Below are 18585 nucleotides of genomic sequence, written 5' to 3'. Positions count from 1 at the left end.
AGATAACCTAAAAATATAATTTCATATAATAAAAATAAGCAGAATGAAGATATTAAAGCCTTCATTCTGCTTTTATAATTTTAATCAAGAATATTAGGGTGACATACTTTATTTCTACCAGAGCGTTTAGCAGTATATAATGCTGTGTCAGCCTGCTTAATAACATCTTCCAAATCATTTACATTATCGGGGTAAGTTGCGCTGCCAATAGAAATAGTGATATTAATTTTAACTCCATCTAATATAGTAAATGTATAGGTTTCTACAGCTAACCTCAAGCGCTCTGCGACTTCTAGTGCCTGGGAGCTTGGACAATCAGGTAAGATGACAGAGAACTCTTCTCCACCAATTCTAGAAACAATATCAAAACTTCTACAAGAGGTAGATAGTACAACGCCCAATTGTTGCAATACAGAATCACCGGCTAAATGACCATAAGTGTCATTAACTTTTTTAAAGAAGTCAATATCAATAATCAAAATAGACAAACGTTCATTTTTATTTATAACATTTTGAAAAGACTGGTTTAATGAGTTATCAAATTGTCTAACATTATTTAAACCAGTAAGAAAATCTATAGTAGACTCATGCTCTAATCTGTCAAGTAATTTAATTGAGGAATTAATGTAACTAGATATATAGTATGTTAGAATTCCAATAAAAGCAGAGGCTAACCAAAAATAAAAAAGTGTATGATTAAGTGTTGTTGAATCTTTAATATTTAATGAAAATGTCACAGTAATAATTGCAGAGCTTATTAAGTTCATATAGATAAATTTTTTAAAACCATTTAATTTTGATTTTGCTAAAAAGGCACAAGCAATGGCAATATTAAACATGTTAATCGAAGCTATTATAGCAGGAGTACTTACACCAAAGTAACTTATTCTAAATACTGCAATTACAAGGCCAGCAATAATTGCGGATAATCCGCCACCGTAAAAGGCTGCTAACAATATTGCAATATGACGAAAATCCATAATGGCTTTAGGGGCAACGTAAACTGTAAATAACATTAAAAGAATACCAAGTACTCCTTGTGTTAATCCAAATAAAAGTTTGTGTTTATAGGACAGTGACAAGTCGAGAAAGGTCTTTTTAAATATTTGACTACTGATAAAAATAAATGAAATTAGTATTGCAGCGTTAACAAATAAATCCCTTAACATGATGTAACTCCTTTCAAAATAAAATGGTTTATAATAATTCCAATTAAAAAACTACTATATGATATTATTATATAGTAGTTTCTATCAAAATAAAGGGTATTATAGAAAAAATATGAGAATAAAGGGGAAATTTATATTTTAATATGTTCTGGTCTAAGATTATAAACCACATCTTTTCTTTCTATTATTATATTAATTTTTTCCTTTAAGTTATCATCACTTAGGATTTTTAATAGAAGTTCTTTTGTAGGGTTTATTACTGTTGGATTACTAATTAAACTTAACATAGTATAATCACCGGAAGTATCCCCATAAGCATAACTTTTATCCAAATCAATATTATATTTGCAAACGAAGGTTTCTATGGCAGTTTGTTTACTAACACTATCCCACATTGGAATAACATCACCAGTATAAATGTTATTTTCATTAAATATATACTTTGTTCCTATATAATCATCAAAACCATATTTTATAGACATTTCACGAACGAGTTCAATAGGGCTACCGGATACGGTAATAATAATGTGACCTTGCTGCTTATGCCACTTAATTCTATCTCGAGTAAAGGTGTAAACTCTGTCACCTTTTTGTTTTATAATTTGTTTTGCAATAAACTCAATTTGAGACCTATGAAGCCCAATTATGGCTTCAGAATAAATGTCAGCCATTTTAAGCAGATAATTATCATAATTTCCTATTCGTTTATCCCATTTAATATAGTATGGTTTTACCTCTTTGTACCATCTATCATTTTCTATTAGTTCGCTTTTGATTAGCTTTTTAAATACTTCAGTTATTAATCCCTCTCTGTACAGAGTACCATCAATATCAAAAAAAGCAGCTATTCTTTTTTCCAAAGGCTCCACCTCCAATATTAGTATATTTTAACATGCTTAACCACCCAAAATTCTAATAGTAAGTTATTTGGGGAATATTATTCTTTCCTGCGTGATTATAAAATCTAAAGGTACGTCATATTCACCAGTAGGAACTTTATCAATTACTTGATAGTCATAAGCAATACCAATTGCAAGAGTACTTTTTAACCTTTTAGGTAAAAATCTATCATAGTAACCGGCTCCAAAACCAATTCTATTGCAATTTTCATCAAATACTACACCGGGAACTATAATTAAATCGATATCTTCCATGTTTACTCTCTCAAGAATGTCATGTTTTGGCTCCATAACACCAAAATTAGATTTTGAAAGATCATCAATTAGGTTAGTTATTTTATAAGGCACTATCTCCCTCTTAGATTGTATACAATAAGGCACAATTACATTTTTGCCATTATCAAAACACCACCTAGCAAGAGGGTATGTATTAACTTCCTTGTTAAAACTTAGGTATAACATAATATTTTTGCTGCTTATAAATTCAGGTAGTTCCATAATTGAACTTATAATTTTATTGCTAAAGGAACTTACATCTTGTGTTTTCATGATCTTCCTTTTATCTAGCATTTCTTTTCTTAAATTAGACTTAAGATTATTCTCCATAAGTAGCCCCCCAAGAAATTATTACACTATAATTATAGTATTACGGATTAAAATAATGTTGAAGAAATAACGATATAATTACTATAAAATTTAAATTAGTATAACATATGTTTTTCATATATGCAATTTCTAGAGGGTAAGGAAGATTACATAGTGTAGTAATCGCTTTTTCTTAGATTATGCTTTAACTAAAAGTATAGGTTGCTGGAATGCTTTCACATCGCCAAGAAATTCTAAAATTTATTTTATTTGCAGCTGCTAAAAAATGCAAACTCGCTGTCGCTCAGACATGCATTTTTCTTTACGCATCTACAAATAAAATAAATTAAGAATTTCTAAGGCTTGTTCAAATGCATTTTTCGCAACCTATACTTTTGTTAGCATAATCTAAGAAAAATATTTAATTTAAAAAAGTATTAGTATTTTCACATATAATGTATGAAACTTATTTAGAAAAGGTATCCTTAAGTTTAACAGTATTTTAAGGGGTTTATTCGGTTTTAATAGTTGAGACGCTTAATAAGATTATTGTGCATTACTCTTATAACTTTTTACTTCTAAATAGATGAAATTTATTGGCTTAAGCAAAATTAATTATAATTTAATGAGCATGAATATGATGAATATCTTGTGTGTGTTTATGTGTATGAGTATATTCCTCGTGAGTATGAATATGATTATGCTTTTCTGTTGAGGCAAAATACGTACCTATAAGCATAATGACCAAAGCGATAACAAATGAGAATGTTGGTATTTCTCTGAAAATTATCAGTGATAACCCCACCCCGATAAATGGTGCTATAGCATAATAGGCACTTGTTTTTGCTGCGCCTAAATCTCTTTGAGCATAGATATAAAATGATATACCTAATCCATAAGCAAAGAATCCAAGTAGGAGGGCTGCTATTATATAAGGTACATTATATGTTTGTTCACCTAATGTAAGTGCAATTAGTAAAGAACCAATTCCAGAACCAAATCCTTTAATTACAACAATCTCTAATGGGTCTTTTAAAGATAATTTTCTTGTACAGTTATTTTCAAGTCCCCAACATATACAGGCAATCAATACAAAAATTGAACCAAAAGAAAAGGAAAAACTACTTAAATCTTCTACAGATAAAATAATACTTGATACAGTAATTAAAGAAATAGCACCCCACAGTCTTTTACTAATGGATTCTTTAAAGATTAATAAAGCAATTAAAGAGGTTGCAACAATTTCAAAATTATTAAGTAGTGACGCATTAGCAGCAGTTGTAATGGTAAGTCCATACATTAGAAATATAGGTGCCACAATATCTAACAAAACCATTCCAATTATATATGGAAGTTCATGTTTAGTAAGTCTCGCTTCAGTTTTCTCCCTATATTTCGTATGCTTAATAAATTGAATAATGGATATTCCGCTTCCTGCCCCTAGATAGAGAAATGATGCCATTAGCATAGGGGGAATTTCTTTTAATAGTAGTTTAGATATGGGTGAACTAATACCATATAATGCTGCTGCTAATATAGCAAAAAAAGTTGCCTTATATTGTTTGATTTCTATTTTAAATCACCTCAAATATTATTTTATAAATTTATCAATAGCACTATTCAAAACTTCTAGTACCGTTTTATCACCTGTTTCTAATGCATTTACAACACAGGTATTAATATGGTCTTGTAAAATAATTTTGCCGATATTATTAACTGCTGCAATTTGAATAAGAACTTCACTGCAATCTCTATTATCTTCTACCATCTTTTTTACAGATTGTAAGTGACCTATGGCTCTAGATAGCCTATTACTATTTATACCCTATTGTTTTAGCTTAAATACTTCAAATTTAGCAGGCACTCAATTAGGAAAAATCTTATAAACTTTGTAAATCATAAGGTTTAAAGGTAAAGACTATATAATAACATTAAATCGTTTGTGTTATATACACCACCCCCCTCCGGAACATGAGATTATTTCTTGAAACATCATTATTTTTTCTTGTATTATGCTAACAAAAGTATAGGTTGCTTAGAATGCATTTGAACAAGCCATAGCAATTCTTAACTAATTTTAGGGAAAGAGACGTTAAGAAAATTACATGTCTGAGCGCACAACAATTGATAATTGTTGTGTGCCCATGAGGAATACTAAGGGGATAGCGAGTTTGTAATTTTTAGTATCTTTCAATAAAATTAGTTTAGAATTACTCGGCGAAGTGAAAGCATTCCAGCAACCTATACTTTTAGTTAAAGCATAATACAAGAAAAGATCTTCAAGCTGTTTTATTTATAAATCAAATACTTTTCCCTTTCTTTTTTAAATGTTTCTAAGTCTGCTTGATAGGTCTTTTCTATTTGCTGCGGAGTATATCCCATTTCTAAATACATTCCAATTTTATCTGTACCCATAATTTTATCAAACATTACAATTTCTGAAACGCTTTTAGGTACCTTGAAATTATTTAATAATTTACCATATGCAAGAGTATATATTCCTGTTTTAGCTGGGTTAAACTTGTGATAATCGGTTATTTTAAGTTTTACACCACCAGAAGTGCCTTTACTTTCAGGAATAAACTTTATTCCCGGCAAATTAGCATCATTTAGTAGTTTGGCATACTTATCTGAGTTAATACCAATTCCACCTACCCATTTAAAGGAATTATCTTGATGGATAGTTGTACCTTCTCCAAGTCCAGTTGCGGCATAACCGAAAACTGAATCAATATCTGGTATGTAGGGGGAACTTTGAGTCCATTTCAAATTTGTATCTTGAAAAATCATATCTCGGCCGTAGCCCTCCATAGGCACAACGGTAATATTGGCGCCAATTTTACGATTGAAGAAATTAGCCAGTTCCCCAGCTGTCATTCCGTGACATGTGGGGATATTATCTACTCCAACAAAAGTTATATATTTATCTTCAAGCACAGGGCCATCAACAATTTCTCCACCTAAGGGATTAGGTCTATCTAAAATAATAATTGGTATATTATATTCAGCAGCAGCTACCATAGAGTAATTTAAAGTTGACATATATGTATAAGAACGGGAACCAATATCTTGGATATCAAAAATAAGTACATCTATATTTGAGAGCATCTCTTTAGTGGGCTTTCGTGTATCTCCGTAAAGGCTGTAAACTGGGATATTCAAAATTGGGTGAATATAAGACTTTACATAGTCACCAGCTTTAGCTTTTCCATCAATGCCATGTTCAGGCCCATATAAGGCTACTAAGCTTGCATCTTTATAGTTAGCTAATTGTGTTATTATACTCTCGCCAGAGCTGTTTACTCCAGTCTGATTAGTAATGAGACCAATTTTTTTACCATCAATCAATTCTTTATGTTTTGTAAACAATAATTCATCCCCAAGTTTAAAACTAGGTATGCTAAATGGCATTGCTACAGCTGATGCTAATTTACTACCATTTAATGCTTGTACACCATTTTCTATATTTAAAAGATAGTTTTCATTTAAATTATAACTATTTTTAAGTAGAGAAACCTTTACTGATTTTAAATCTGAGCATAAATCTAAGGAGGTATCTAATTTATTGCCTTTTGAGTCGGAAATCCAAATGTTTTCATTGATGATAGTTTTCTTGTCAAGGGATGTACTAAACTTTATAGTCCATGTCTTGTTTGGATCCTTATTTTGTTTCGCAGATAAAAAAGTATATTCTTCTGATGAGAAAGCTGTAGTGTTAGAAACTATAAAAATACATGCAAATAGTATAAGTGTAAGTAGTTTAAAACTACGTTTCAATATAAAAACCTCCTTGTTTTTAGCTACTTATAGATGGTAGTTGACGACTAATAACAGTATGTTGAACGTTAATGTAGACTAATTATATTATACTTTTATAATTTAGTATATAAAAAGGAGTTGCCTTCAAATAATCACTAAACATAATTGTTTCTAAAAACATTAGTTATAAAGTACGCAACTATTACATACTTTATTAAATATAGATTAATCTGCAACTTAAGAATATAGGATATGGAGGGTGGGGGTATATATGTCAAAGTATATTTTAAAGAGACTTGCATCAACAGTAATTACTCTCTGGGTGGTTGTTACAATAACTTTTTTCTTGATGAGATTAATGCCGGGGGGGCCTTTTGATGGTGAAAAGAAAATGCCGCCTCAAATAAAGGCTAATCTAGAGCAAAAGTTTGGTATGAACAAACCAGTATTTGAGCAATACGTAATTTATTTAAAAAACCTTTGTAAGCTAGATTTAGGACCTTCAATGAGATATGAAGGAAGAACTGTTAATGAGATTATAACGGACTTTTTTCCAGCATCAGCAAGGATAGGGATTGCTTCTATAATATTCTCTTTAATAATTGGAGTATACATGGGAATTACAGCAGCGCTACACCAAGGAAAGTGGCAAGATAGCATATGCATGGTGGTAGCTACCCTTGGAATAACTATTCCAGGTTTTGTAATTGCAACACTATTTATATACTTTTTCGCACTGAAATTAGGGTGGTTTAATGCTATTGGTCTTAGCAGTATAAAGGACTATATTCTGCCTGCACTGGCACTGGGAGGGAGTTCTTTAGCATTTATAGCAAGGCTTTCTAGGTCAAGTCTTTTAGATGTTATAAGGCAGGACTATATTACAGTAGCTAAGGCAAAAGGGATGGGAAGGAGAGTAGTTATATATAAGCATGCTCTTAGAAATTCTTTAATACCAATAGTTACCTATGTTGGACCGCTTATTGCTGGAGTTCTTACTGGAAGCTTTGTAATAGAAGGGCTGTTTGGTATACCAGGCCTTGGACGGGAGTTTGTAACAAGTATAGGAAATAGAGATTATACTACGTTGCTAGGTGTTGTTGCATTTTATAGCACATTTCTAATTTTGTGCAATTTACTAGTAGATATTCTATATGCAGTGATAGATCCAAGAATAAAAATCCAGGAGTAAGGGGGATTTATAATGGAATTTAATCCAGAATTATTTGAGAAGATACCAGAAGAAGAAAAAGTATTGAATGAAATTGTTAGGTCTAGTGAAACTTATTGGCAGGATGCATGGAGAAGGTTAAGGCAAAATAAGTTAGCAATTGGTGGATTAATCTTTGTTATATTTATTACTTTGGCAGCAATATTCGGGCCAATTTTTTCTAAGTACAATTATTATTCTCAAAACTTTGATATTACAAATATGGGGCCAAGCTTCGATCACTGGTTTGGAACTGATAAGTTTGGTAGAGATGTTTTTGTGAGAATTCTGTACGGTGCAAGAATTTCTCTTACTATAGCATATGTTGCAAGTATATTGAATTTAATTATTGGAGTTGCCTACGGTGGCATATCGGGATACGTTGGGGGAGCAATTGATAATGTAATGATGAGGATTGTTGATATTATTTATTCTATACCAATGATGATTTACGTAATACTTATAATGGCATTTTTAAGTGGTCGTAATGGGAATCAAAGCGATGGAGGAATAAAAAGTATTATTATAGCTCTAGTTATAGGCTTTTGGGTTACTATGGCAAGGATAGTTCGGTCACAAATTATCACACTTAAGGAACAAGAGTTTATACTTGCAGCTAAAGTCTCTGGAGCATCTCATCCTAGGATTTTATTAAGACATCTAATACCTAATAGCATGGGAGCAATTATTGTTACTATGACATTATCTATTCCAAGTGCGATTTTCACAGAAGCATTTTTAAGTTTTATTGGTCTTGGAATATCTGCACCTAAGGCATCTTGGGGTACTCTTGCATCGGAGGCATTAGAAGGATATATGCTATATCCTTACCAATTATTTTTTCCGGCGCTTGCAATCTGCCTTACTATATTAGCCTTTAATTTGCTAGGGGATGGATTAAGAGATTCTTTAGACCCAAAAATGCGAAAATAGTAAGGAGGAAAAATTAATATGGAAAAATTACTTGAAGTAAATAATTTAAGTACCTCCTTTTTTACACATGTAGGAGAGGTAAAAGCCGTAGGAGGAGTATCTTTTTATCTAGATAAGGGAGAAGCAATTGGAATTGTTGGGGAATCTGGTAGTGGTAAAAGCGTAACTATGATGTCACTTATGAGGCTGCTGGTTGATACGGGAAAGATAATACAAGGAGAAATACTATTTGAAGGAAGGGATTTAGTAAAATTGCCTGAGAAGGAAATGGAAAGGGTACGGGGTAACGAAATAGGCATGGTATTTCAAGATCCTATGACTTCCCTTAATCCTGTATATAGCGTAGGAAATCAAATGAAAGAAATACTTATAAAGCATAAAAGATTAAGCAAATCAGAGGCTTATAAGAAGTCAGTAGACATGCTATCAATAGTTGGCATACCAAGTCCGGAGAAAAGAATGAAGCAATATCCACACGAGTTTTCAGGTGGAATGAGGCAAAGAGTAATGATAGCTATGGCATTATGTTGTAGTCCAAAGCTACTCATTGCAGATGAGCCAACTACAGCTTTAGATGTTACAATACAAGCACAAATACTAGAGCTTATGAAAGACCTTAAAGATAAACTAAATACCTCTATAATTCTAATTACTCATGATTTAGGGGTGGTAGCAGATGTTTGCAATAGGATAAATGTTATGTACGGTGGTTTAATTGCAGAAACGGGTACCACTAGGGATGTATTTTATAATCCAAAACATCCATATACATGGGGGCTTCTTCAAAGTATCCCTAATCCTAAAAATTTAGTTAAAGAAAGGTTAAGGCCTATTAATGGGCAACCACCAGATCTTTTGAAACCGCCTAAGGGTTGTCCTTTTGCGGCAAGATGTGAATATGCCATGAGGATTTGCAATGTAAATAGACCACCTTTATTTGAAGTTGGTGAAAACCATAAAGCGGCATGTTGGCTTAATCATCCACAAGCGCCTCAAGTTAAAATAAACTTAAGAAGGGAGGGGTAATAATGGAGCTTCAAAATGATTTTATAGAGATTAAAAATCTTACGAAGTTTTTTCCGGTGAACAAGGCTATTTTTAGTAGAAAAAAAAGTTTTGTAAAAGCTGTGGACGATGTATCCTTTACAATAAAAAAAGGTGAGACACTGGGACTTGTAGGTGAATCAGGTTGTGGTAAAACTACCTTAGGAAGGACAATTATTAGGTTATATGAAGCAACAAAAGGTGAAATTATATATGATGGTGTGGATATTGCTAAGTTAAGTGTCTCAAAGATGGGTAGTTATAGAAAAAAAATGCAGATGATTTTCCAGGATCCCTATGCTTCTTTAGATTCTAGAATGACTGTTTCTGATATAGTAGGTGAATCTATTGATATACACAAACTACTGAAAGGAAAGGATAGAGAGGATAAGGTACAAAGTTTACTTAAGATGGTTGGACTTAGTAGCGAACATGCAAGCAGATATCCTCACGAATTTTCTGGGGGCCAAAGACAGCGAATAGGCATTGCAAGGGCACTAGCAGTTCAACCGGAGTTCATTATATGCGATGAACCAATATCAGCACTAGACGTATCAATACAGGCACAGGTAGTTAATATGCTAGAGGACCCGCAGAATGAGATGGGGCTAACTTATTTGTTTATTGCACATGATTTATCAATGGTTAAGCATATTGCTAAAAGAGTTGGAGTTATGTATTTAGGCAAAATGGTGGAAATTACTGATAGTAACGAGCTGTATACTTATCCATTACATCCATACACCAAGGCACTATTGTCAGCTATACCTATACCAGATCCAGATGAATCTGCGAAAAAAACTAGAATAGTGCTAGAAGGAGAAATACCCACACCAATTGATCCGCCAGCTGGCTGTAGATTTAAGGGGCGTTGTATGTATGTCAAGGAAATATGTTCAAAAGAAGAGCCAATTCTAAAGGATTTAGGACGAGAACACTATGTAGCTTGTCATTTATATTGAAAGCAATTTTAAATTAGTAATATTGGGTGTTATTCACCCGATAAATATATATATGAGGGGGACTAGGAATGTTAACAAATAAAACCAAAAAGATTTCAGGAATACTTCTTACCATAGCTCTTTCCGCAACTATGTTTATGGGATGCGCTGATAAGGCAGTTAAACCTACTGATGATACTAAGCCAAAAGTAGAAGACAAGAAAGTACCTCAAGTTATAACATTTAACCTTGGAGCAGATCCAAAAACCATTGATCCTGCACTAAACGCAGCAGTAGATGGATCAACAGTAATTGCAAATGCTTTTGAAGGACTAATGAGGGTTGATGAAAAAGATATGCCAATACCAGGTGTGGCAGAAAAATATGAAATTTCACCAGATGGATTAAAGTATACTTTCCATTTAAGAAAAGAAGCAGTGTGGTCAGATGGACAGAGCGTTAAAGCAGGAGATTTTGAATATGCTTGGAAAAGAGCATTAAACCCTGATACAGCAGCTGAATATGCATATCAACTATATTATTTGAAAAATGGCCAAGGATATAACGAAAGCAAACTTCCAGACGCTAATGTTAGCAAAGGAATAAAAAAGGCTACAGCGGGTGACGTGGGAGTAAAGGCAATAGATGATAATACATTAGAAGTAAACTTAGAATACCCTACATTATATTTCTTATCCTTAATGGCGTTTCCAACTTATGCACCAGTTAGGAAAGACATTGTAGAAGGTAATGAAAAATGGACATTAAAACCTGAAACTTATATTAGTAATGGCGCATTTAAGATGACTGAGTGGAAGGCAAAGGATGTTATTGTATTTGAAAAGAATACAAAGTATTGGGATGCTGCAAATATAAAACTAGATAAGATTAATTATAAGATGTTAGATGATCAAAATGCATCTTTAGCTGGATTTAAATCCGGACAACTAGACTTAATACAAGGACCTCCTCAACAGGAAATACCAAAACTTGTGGCTGATGGCACAGCTAAGATATACCCTAGTTTATCTACTTACTACTTCTGCTTAAATCTTTCGCCTGAAGCTGATAAAATTGATGCTGCAGCAGGTAAGGCATTAAAAGATCCAAGAGTAAGAAAAGCTTTATCCTTAGCAATTGATAGAAAAGTAATAGTTGAAAAGGTAGCATTAGGTGGTCAAATACCAGCTACAAGCTTCGTTCCAACTGGAATTCCAGACGATAAGGGTGCTGATTTTACAAATAAACAATATTACACCCCAGAAGCTAATGTAGAAGAGGCTAAGAAACTTTTAGCAGAAGCAGGATTTGCTGATGGAGTAGGATTCCCTAATATGACAATAATGTACAATACAAGTCAAGGACATCAAAATATTGCAGCGGCAGTTCAAGATATGTGGAGAACTAATTTAGGAATTCAAGTAGATTTAAGAAATCAAGAGTGGAAGGTTTTCCAAAAAACTAGAAATGACAAGCAATATTTAATTGCTAGACATGGCTGGTCAGGAGATTATATAGATCCTATGACTTTCTTAGATTTATTTGTAACAAATGGTGGTAATAATGATGCAGCTTATAGTAATGCTAAATATGATGAAAAAATTGCCGGTGCTAAAAAAGAAATAGATCCAGCTAAGAGAATGGCATTATTACATGAGGCAGAAGACATTCTTATGGAAGATATGCCAATAATACCTATATATTATTATACAACAGTAGTATGTCAAAAACCTACAATAAAAGATGTTAGAATATCACCACTTGGTCAGGTTTATTTTAATAAGGCTTATGTAACAGAAAAATAAATATTACCCCAAAGTATGTACAGAACTTAATTTCTGTACATATTTTGGTATATATGACTAGTGAAAATTAGTTGTTAAAGAATTAACAGGATAATTTTAATATAATTCTTTTTAGTATTCTATGGCTAAGGACTTAATTTTTTCATAAAAATATATATTTAAAATTTTTTAAGCTAGAACCTTTGAATATACTTATATTTATAAAAAACCTTATGAAGATTATGGTGTGATTTTTTTAAATAATATGGTTATTTATATAATTTTAATTAGTAAAATAAAAAAAAGTTGAATAATAATTAACAATACTTGCAATTTTCTGAAAAGTTTGATAATATAATAAATATTTATAAAAAGTTAATATATCATGACAAAAAAAGTAGGGGGAGGATTAATAATGGCTGAGAAAAGAGAGAACTGGGGATCGAAAATTGGACTTATTTTAGCGATGGCAGGAAATTCAGTTGGTCTTGGTAACTTTTGGAGGTTCCCATACCAGGCAGCAAAAAATGGTGGCGGAGCATTCATGATTCCTTATGTAGGAGCCCTTATTCTAATAGGAATTCCGTTAATGTTTGTAGAATGGATGATGGGAAGACTAGGTGGAAGGTATGGACATGGAACTGTAGGATTTATGATTTATATTCAATCAAGGGATAAAATTAAACCTAGAAAAGCAATTATATTAGGTTCTATATGTGGAATGCTTGTTATTGGAGTTACATTACTGGTAAACTCGTATTATAATCATTTAATAGGGTGGACCTTAGGCTATGCAGTGTTATCAGCTACTGGTGGATATGCAGATAAAGCTATAAGTACGGGACAGTTCTTTGTGAATTATGTGCAAAACCCTGCTTATGTGTTTACTTTCTGGATAATCAGTTTGGCAGTTTTAGGACTAGCTGTTACAAGAGGAATTGAAAAGGGTATAGAATCTTGGGCAAAACTAATGATGCCTACACTATATATATTTGGATTCATATTAATTTATAAAACATTAACTATAGGAGCACCAGTTAATCCTGATTGGTCAGCTATAAAAGGTTTAGATTACCTCTGGACACCAAGATGGGGAGATTTTACTTTTAAAGGAGCACTTGCTGCAGCAGGACAAATTTTCTTTACTCTATCATTAGGTATGGGAATAATTCAAAACTATGCCTCGTATTTAAAGAAAGATGATGATATTGTAGCTTCAGCAATGACAACGGTTTCATTAAATGAATTTGCAGAAGTTATATTAGGTGGAAGTATTGCAATACCAATTACTTATGCATTCATGGGAGTAGAAGGCTTAAGTGCAGGAGTTGGACTATCATTTATATCATTACCTAACATTTTTAGGACTATGGATGGCGGTAGATTACTTGGAACATTATGGTTTCTACTATTATTCTTTGCTGGATTCACATCAGCTATTGCGATGTATAATTACTTAGTGACAATATTAGAAGAAGGCATGGGAATGATGAAGAAGAAGGCAGCTTTACTAGTTTTCGTAGGATACATTATAGTTGGACTACCAGTTGCTTTGGAGCCAATACTTACAAAAACAGCTGAACTTGCTTATTTCACAGAGCTTGATAACTGGGTTGGAAGTTATTTATTAGTTATAATGGGTCTTATAGAAATAATCGTAGCTGGTTGGCTCATGAAAGATAATGCATTGGATGAGATAAACCGTGGATCTTATTGGAAAGCGCCAAAATGGATGTTTAGTGTTATGATTAGATTTGTAACACCTCTAACAATAATAATTATATTAATTGGATCTACTAAATCATATCTTGAAGAAGGATATTTCAAACTTATACCTAGCTTCGTAGCAAAAACACCTGAGTTAATTCCTTGGGTAAATGGAGCAAGATTGGTTTTAGTTACAGTATTCATAATAGGATTTATTGGAACTTACAAGAGTATAAAAGCTATTTATGGTGAGGAAATTGTGCAGAATAAGGTTCTTGTAAGAAAGTAATAATTTCATTGCTGTATTAGGTAGCGATTAATAATTGTTATCTAATACAGTTAAATAGAAGGAGGTAAAGATATGAGCGGTCAAGCACTAGGTTTTATGTTGGTAATGTGGGGCGGTATAGTAACTTTAGCCGTGCTAAGTTTAAGGGCGGTATTAAAACATCAATAAGGAAGAGTGATGACGTATGAATATTGACGAATCTATAGCTATAAAAAAAATTACTTTATATTTTACGATTTTAGGTGCATTATTTTTAATGCTATCTTCTCAATTTACTGGATTTATTTTGCCTTTATTATTTATTATCCCAATATATATGGGCCTTATAGGGATTAAGGCAAGACGAAAAAGTGGGTATTTAATTGGAATGGCTATAATACCATTAGCCTTTGCTATTTCAGTTATGTGGATACGCTACAGTATAGTTGTTTTTAGTGATATGAATAATCAAATTGCCCAAATGAGTACACAATATGGTATATCAGTTTTAACAATGCAAATAATGACAATAGGATTTTTCTTGTTAAGTATTGTAATGATTACTTTGGCTGTATTATTGTTTATAAAATTACGCAGGAATAAAGAAATTTTCACATAAACTAATTATAGTTTTCATAATGAGCAAAAACGCTGAGACTTTGTTTCAGCGTTTTTATATTAAGTATAGTTAAACAAGGGAATCGCCTGTAAGAACAGATTTACTAAAATTAAATATGTGGTATAATATATTTAAAACCTACATAGATGGTATTAAATATAAATTTAATCTAAAAGCAAGGAGTTTTCTTATGAAAAAAGGCGATAAAATAGTAGGAATAGCACTTTTAATTATTGTACTAATAAGCTTTGGTGCAGTTTCAATATACAAAACTGTAGCAAGAGGATCAGAGAATATTGCAGTTATTAAACGTGAAGGTAAGGTAATTAAAACTATTGATTTAAATAAGGTAATTAAGGAAGAAGAGTTTAAGCTAAGTATACCTAATGGCCATTTCAATACCATACTGGTGGAACACAATAAGATTAGTATAATAGATGCTGATTGCCCACATCAAGAATGTGTTAAAAGTGGAAGCATTTCAGAGCCAGGTCAGATGATTGTATGTTTACCTTACAAACTTATAATTAGCTTACAAGGACAATCAAACAGTGAAGTTGATAATTGAGCATTCTAAAATTTATAAGATGTAGGTGATAATATGAACAAAACTAAAAGGATGGTATTGCTTAGTATTTTGGTTGCCATAGCCTTAGTAATTTATTTAATTGAAGCTCAGATACCAGTGTTATTTCCAGGTATAAAGTTAGGACTTGCTAATTCTATCTCCTTGGTTGCATTGATCTTATTAGGATGGAAAGAGGCATTTTTAATAATGGTTTTAAGAACTTTACTGGGATCTATGTTTGGTGGAAGTTTATCAGCATTTATGTTTAGTATTGCTGGTGGAGTACTTAGTAATTTAGTGATGGTATTACTTTACAAGTGCTTTAAGAATTCTATAGGCATACCTACAATTAGCGTATGCGGGGCTGTTTTTCATAATATAGGACAACTACTGGTAGCATCCTTCATAGTTCAGGACCTTAGGATATATATATATTTACCGGTATTATTAGTCTCTGCTATTGTTACAGGGTATTTTATTGGAATATTGGCAAGTGTTTTAAAAGGTAGATTAGGAAAAATACTGATACTAAAATGAGAAAGGATAGGAAATTTCCCCTACGTGCCTTGCAAAAGAACTTGAAACTGGAAATTTGATTAAGAAATTCCAATGTTTTGCTTATGTAAAATTCTCTAACGCTCACACTCGCCGTCCTGGCTCGGGTTCGCTAGCTACCTCTGGGTAGGTCTCTGGGGTACATAACAATTATTAATTGTTATGCATCCTGGCAAGCTTATGAGAATTTTACAATCGCAAAACAAGAATTTCTAAATCAAATTTCAATAGTTTCGTCGTTTCTTATTGCAAGTCACTGCGGGGAAATTTTCTATCCTATTATTATGCGTTGAAAAGTACGAGGCCGATTCTATTCAATAAAAATGATTCAAGTATTAACTTTATCAAATAAAATTAAAGAATTTAAGTAATGGTATTATAGCTATTGTATAGGATGATATAATCTAGTTGTGATTTTTTACTAAGTTGTTGAATATTGTGTATTAGAAGTAGGAGAGAATTCTATTTATAGGGGTGAATGTTATGAAAATTGTGGTTCTTGCAGGTGGATTAAGTCCAGAAAGGGACGTTTCATTATCTTCTGGAAGTCAAATTGCTAATGCTCTTAGAGTGGCTGATCATCGTGTATTATTATTGGATGTATATGAAGGGTTACAAGTAGATGAAAGTGAATATGATAGTTTATTTGAAGACAATATAACGGGTAAACCATATTATTACAAGGTTAAAGACACAGCACCTGATCTAAATGAAATAAAGAGAAAAAGTAACAATGGGAATTCTCTTATAGGGAAAAATGTACTAGCACTTTGTCAATTTGCTGACATTGTTTTTATAGCACTACATGGTGCAATGGGTGAAAATGGTCAAATTCAGGCAATTTTTGATGTGCTGGGAATTAAATATACTGGAACTGGATATATCGGAAGTCTCCTTGCAATGGATAAGGATTTAACGAAGAAATTATTACAAAAGGAAAGTGTTCCTACAGCCCAATGGTTGATTTACAATGAAAATTCAATGTCAACAGGATATATAGTTGAAAAAATTGGGTTACCGTGTGTAGTGAAACCCTGTAGTGCTGGATCAAGTATAGGGGTATCTATTGTCTATAATATTAAGGAACTCGAGAAGGCAATTACTATGGCTAATAAAATTGAATCAAGTATACTTATTGAAAAAATGATAGTAGGTAGAGAGTTTTCTGTAGGGATGTTACAAGGGAAAGCACTACCTGTTATAGAAATAATACCAAAAGAAGGGTTTTATGATTACAAGAATAAATATCAAGCAGACTTGACTAAGGATATATGTCCTGCAAATCTTTCAGAATATGATACAAGTAGAGTCCAAAATTTAGCATTAAGAATATCTGAGATTTTAAGACTTGGAACGTACTCCAGAATGGATTTTATTTTAGATGTGAGCGGAGAGTTTGTATGCCTTGAAGCTAACACTCTTCCAGGTATGACCCCTACAAGTCTAATTCCACAAGAAGCGTTGGCTAAAGGTGTCTCATATACAGAATTGTGTAATATAATTGTAAATGAATAACATATTGATATACATGTAGTATATCAATATGTTATGTGCCATAAAGTTTACCGGTGCTTGAACAATTGTATATATTATATGATATTGGGAATAACTATAGATAAAATTCCAAATCTTTTATATAATATAAGTATCAAATTATTATAAGGATGGTGTATAATTATGATGCCTTTAAGAGAAAAAGCACATGAGATTATTGATGCAATATCCGAAAAAAGAGTAGCTGAAGTTATAGATTTTCTTGAATTTTTAAAGAGTAAGGAAGAGTTAGAAGCTACCAATGAAATTTTAAATGATAGTAGTATAATGGAATCTATAAGAAAAGGCTTGAAAGAAATCAGAAATGATGATTTAGTAGACTTAGAAGATGTAATAGAAAATGTATAAAATTAAGTTAACAAAGGATGCAGAAAAATACTATAAAAGATCAGATGTATCAACAAAGAAGCATTTGAATCAGTGTTTTGAAGTATTAAAAAACACACCATATCATAATTCAAGCATTAAAAGATTACAAGGAGAATTATCTGGGTTATATAGATATAGGGTAGGTTCAATTCGTGTTATATATAAAGTTGAAGAAACAGAAGTCACTGTTTTTGTTGTTACCATTGGTAATAGAGGCGATATATATAAATAAAAAAGATGGGGCTGTCTCAAAATAGAAAGTAATTTCTAGATTGAGATAGCCCTTTTTTATCTTTTAAATGCAAAAGCGAATTCCTAAGAATTCGCTTTTGTTGTATAATTTATATATGACAAATAACAAAATTACACACAAAAATTATAACAGTAATTCTAACTTTTATCAACTGGTTTTACCTATTGATACTGGGATATTAATACCGGAAAATGATTCAGTGAGACTGCTAAGCCAAGTAATGGAGGAATTAGATTATACAATTTTAATAAAGGCTTACTCTACAAAAGGTAGAAATTCAGCACTCCCACCCCAGATTCTTTTTAAGGTATTAGTTTATGCATATATGAATGATATTTACTCAAGCAGAAAAATTGAGCAGGCTTGTA

Annotated in this window: 19 protein-coding genes; 13 read left to right on the top strand and 6 right to left on the bottom strand. The window is 32.1% G+C overall.

Translation table 11 applies throughout. The features are described from left to right. Positions 1 to 80: 80 nt before the first annotated feature. From LGK97_RS09840 to LGK97_RS09815, 6 genes are all read right to left on the bottom strand, one after another. Positions 81 to 1169, bottom strand: a complete 1089-nt coding sequence (locus tag LGK97_RS09840) for a diguanylate cyclase (RefSeq protein ID WP_226259593.1) — start codon at positions 1167 to 1169, stop codon at positions 81 to 83. Between the two features lie 131 nt (positions 1170 to 1300). Continuing rightward, the gene (locus LGK97_RS09835; RefSeq protein ID WP_226259592.1) at positions 1301 to 2029 is read right to left on the bottom strand and encodes an HAD-IB family hydrolase; all 729 of its coding nucleotides are present in this window, start codon (positions 2027 to 2029) and stop codon (positions 1301 to 1303) included. Positions 2030 to 2092: 63 nt separating this feature from the next. Further along, positions 2093 to 2674: a 5-formyltetrahydrofolate cyclo-ligase gene (locus tag LGK97_RS09830; RefSeq protein WP_226259591.1), complete on the bottom strand. Its 582-nt coding sequence runs from the start codon at positions 2672 to 2674 to the stop codon at positions 2093 to 2095. Between the two features lie 601 nt (positions 2675 to 3275). After that, a complete protein-coding gene (locus LGK97_RS09825; protein WP_226259665.1) occupies positions 3276 to 4226 on the bottom strand; it encodes a DMT family transporter in 951 nt (316 codons plus the stop codon). An 18-nt stretch (positions 4227 to 4244) separates the two neighbouring features. Next, positions 4245 to 4475: a metal-sensing transcriptional repressor gene (locus LGK97_RS09820; protein ID WP_226259664.1), complete on the bottom strand. Its 231-nt coding sequence runs from the start codon at positions 4473 to 4475 to the stop codon at positions 4245 to 4247. Positions 4476 to 4942: 467 nt separating this feature from the next. After that, positions 4943 to 6430: a DUF1343 domain-containing protein gene (locus LGK97_RS09815; protein WP_226259590.1), complete on the bottom strand. Its 1488-nt coding sequence runs from the start codon at positions 6428 to 6430 to the stop codon at positions 4943 to 4945. Positions 6431 to 6683: 253 nt separating this feature from the next. Between LGK97_RS09815 and LGK97_RS09810 the strand changes: the two genes are divergently transcribed. From LGK97_RS09810 to LGK97_RS09750, 13 genes are all read left to right on the top strand, one after another. Continuing rightward, positions 6684 to 7604 carry an ABC transporter permease gene (locus LGK97_RS09810; RefSeq protein WP_226259589.1) on the top strand — a complete coding sequence of 307 codons (921 nt, stop codon included), beginning with the start codon at positions 6684 to 6686 and terminating at the stop codon, positions 7602 to 7604. A gap of 12 nt (positions 7605 to 7616) precedes the next feature. Further along, a complete protein-coding gene (locus LGK97_RS09805; protein ID WP_226259588.1) occupies positions 7617 to 8555 on the top strand; it encodes an ABC transporter permease in 939 nt (312 codons plus the stop codon). Positions 8556 to 8573: 18 nt separating this feature from the next. Beyond that, on the top strand, positions 8574 to 9581 hold the full coding sequence (locus LGK97_RS09800) for an ABC transporter ATP-binding protein (protein WP_226259587.1): 1008 nt from the start codon (positions 8574 to 8576) through the stop codon (positions 9579 to 9581). Between the two features lie 2 nt (positions 9582 to 9583). Then, positions 9584 to 10561, top strand: a complete 978-nt coding sequence (locus LGK97_RS09795; protein WP_226259586.1) for an ABC transporter ATP-binding protein — start codon at positions 9584 to 9586, stop codon at positions 10559 to 10561. A gap of 68 nt (positions 10562 to 10629) precedes the next feature. After that, positions 10630 to 12345, top strand: a complete 1716-nt coding sequence (locus tag LGK97_RS09790) for a peptide ABC transporter substrate-binding protein (protein ID WP_226259585.1) — start codon at positions 10630 to 10632, stop codon at positions 12343 to 12345. Between the two features lie 394 nt (positions 12346 to 12739). Further along, entirely contained in the window at positions 12740 to 14320 is a 1581-nt protein-coding gene (locus tag LGK97_RS09785; RefSeq protein WP_226259584.1) for a sodium-dependent transporter, read from the top strand. Between the two features lie 184 nt (positions 14321 to 14504). Then, positions 14505 to 14918, top strand: a complete 414-nt coding sequence (locus LGK97_RS09780) for a hypothetical protein (protein WP_226259583.1) — start codon at positions 14505 to 14507, stop codon at positions 14916 to 14918. Between the two features lie 190 nt (positions 14919 to 15108). After that, positions 15109 to 15486 (top strand): NusG domain II-containing protein, encoded by a 378-nt coding sequence (locus LGK97_RS09775; RefSeq protein WP_226259582.1) that lies wholly within the window; start codon positions 15109 to 15111, stop codon positions 15484 to 15486. 33 nt (positions 15487 to 15519) lie between these two features. Continuing rightward, positions 15520 to 16023, top strand: coding sequence for a Gx transporter family protein (locus tag LGK97_RS09770; protein WP_226259581.1), 504 nt, complete (start codon positions 15520 to 15522; stop codon positions 16021 to 16023). Positions 16024 to 16524: 501 nt separating this feature from the next. Then, a complete protein-coding gene (locus LGK97_RS09765) occupies positions 16525 to 17556 on the top strand; it encodes a D-alanine--D-alanine ligase (RefSeq protein WP_226259580.1) in 1032 nt (343 codons plus the stop codon). Positions 17557 to 17718: 162 nt separating this feature from the next. Continuing rightward, positions 17719 to 17943 carry a hypothetical protein gene (locus LGK97_RS09760; protein ID WP_226259579.1) on the top strand — a complete coding sequence of 75 codons (225 nt, stop codon included), beginning with the start codon at positions 17719 to 17721 and terminating at the stop codon, positions 17941 to 17943. Next, on the top strand, positions 17936 to 18196 hold the full coding sequence (locus tag LGK97_RS09755; RefSeq protein WP_226259578.1) for a type II toxin-antitoxin system RelE family toxin: 261 nt from the start codon (positions 17936 to 17938) through the stop codon (positions 18194 to 18196). Before LGK97_RS09760 ends, LGK97_RS09755 begins: the two co-directional genes overlap by 8 nt. 115 nt (positions 18197 to 18311) lie before the next feature. After that, positions 18312 to 18585 (top strand): transposase (locus LGK97_RS09750; protein WP_226259577.1); only part of this gene is annotated, 274 nt, incomplete at its 3' end.

Origin of the sequence: Clostridium sp. CS001, assembly GCF_020443565.1 — a bacterium.
In the GTDB taxonomy this organism is placed as follows: domain Bacteria; phylum Bacillota; class Clostridia; order Clostridiales; family Clostridiaceae; genus Clostridium_AD.
The sequence above is the reverse complement of the archived record's forward strand: the minus strand, read 5'-3'. Positions and strand labels throughout refer to the sequence as shown.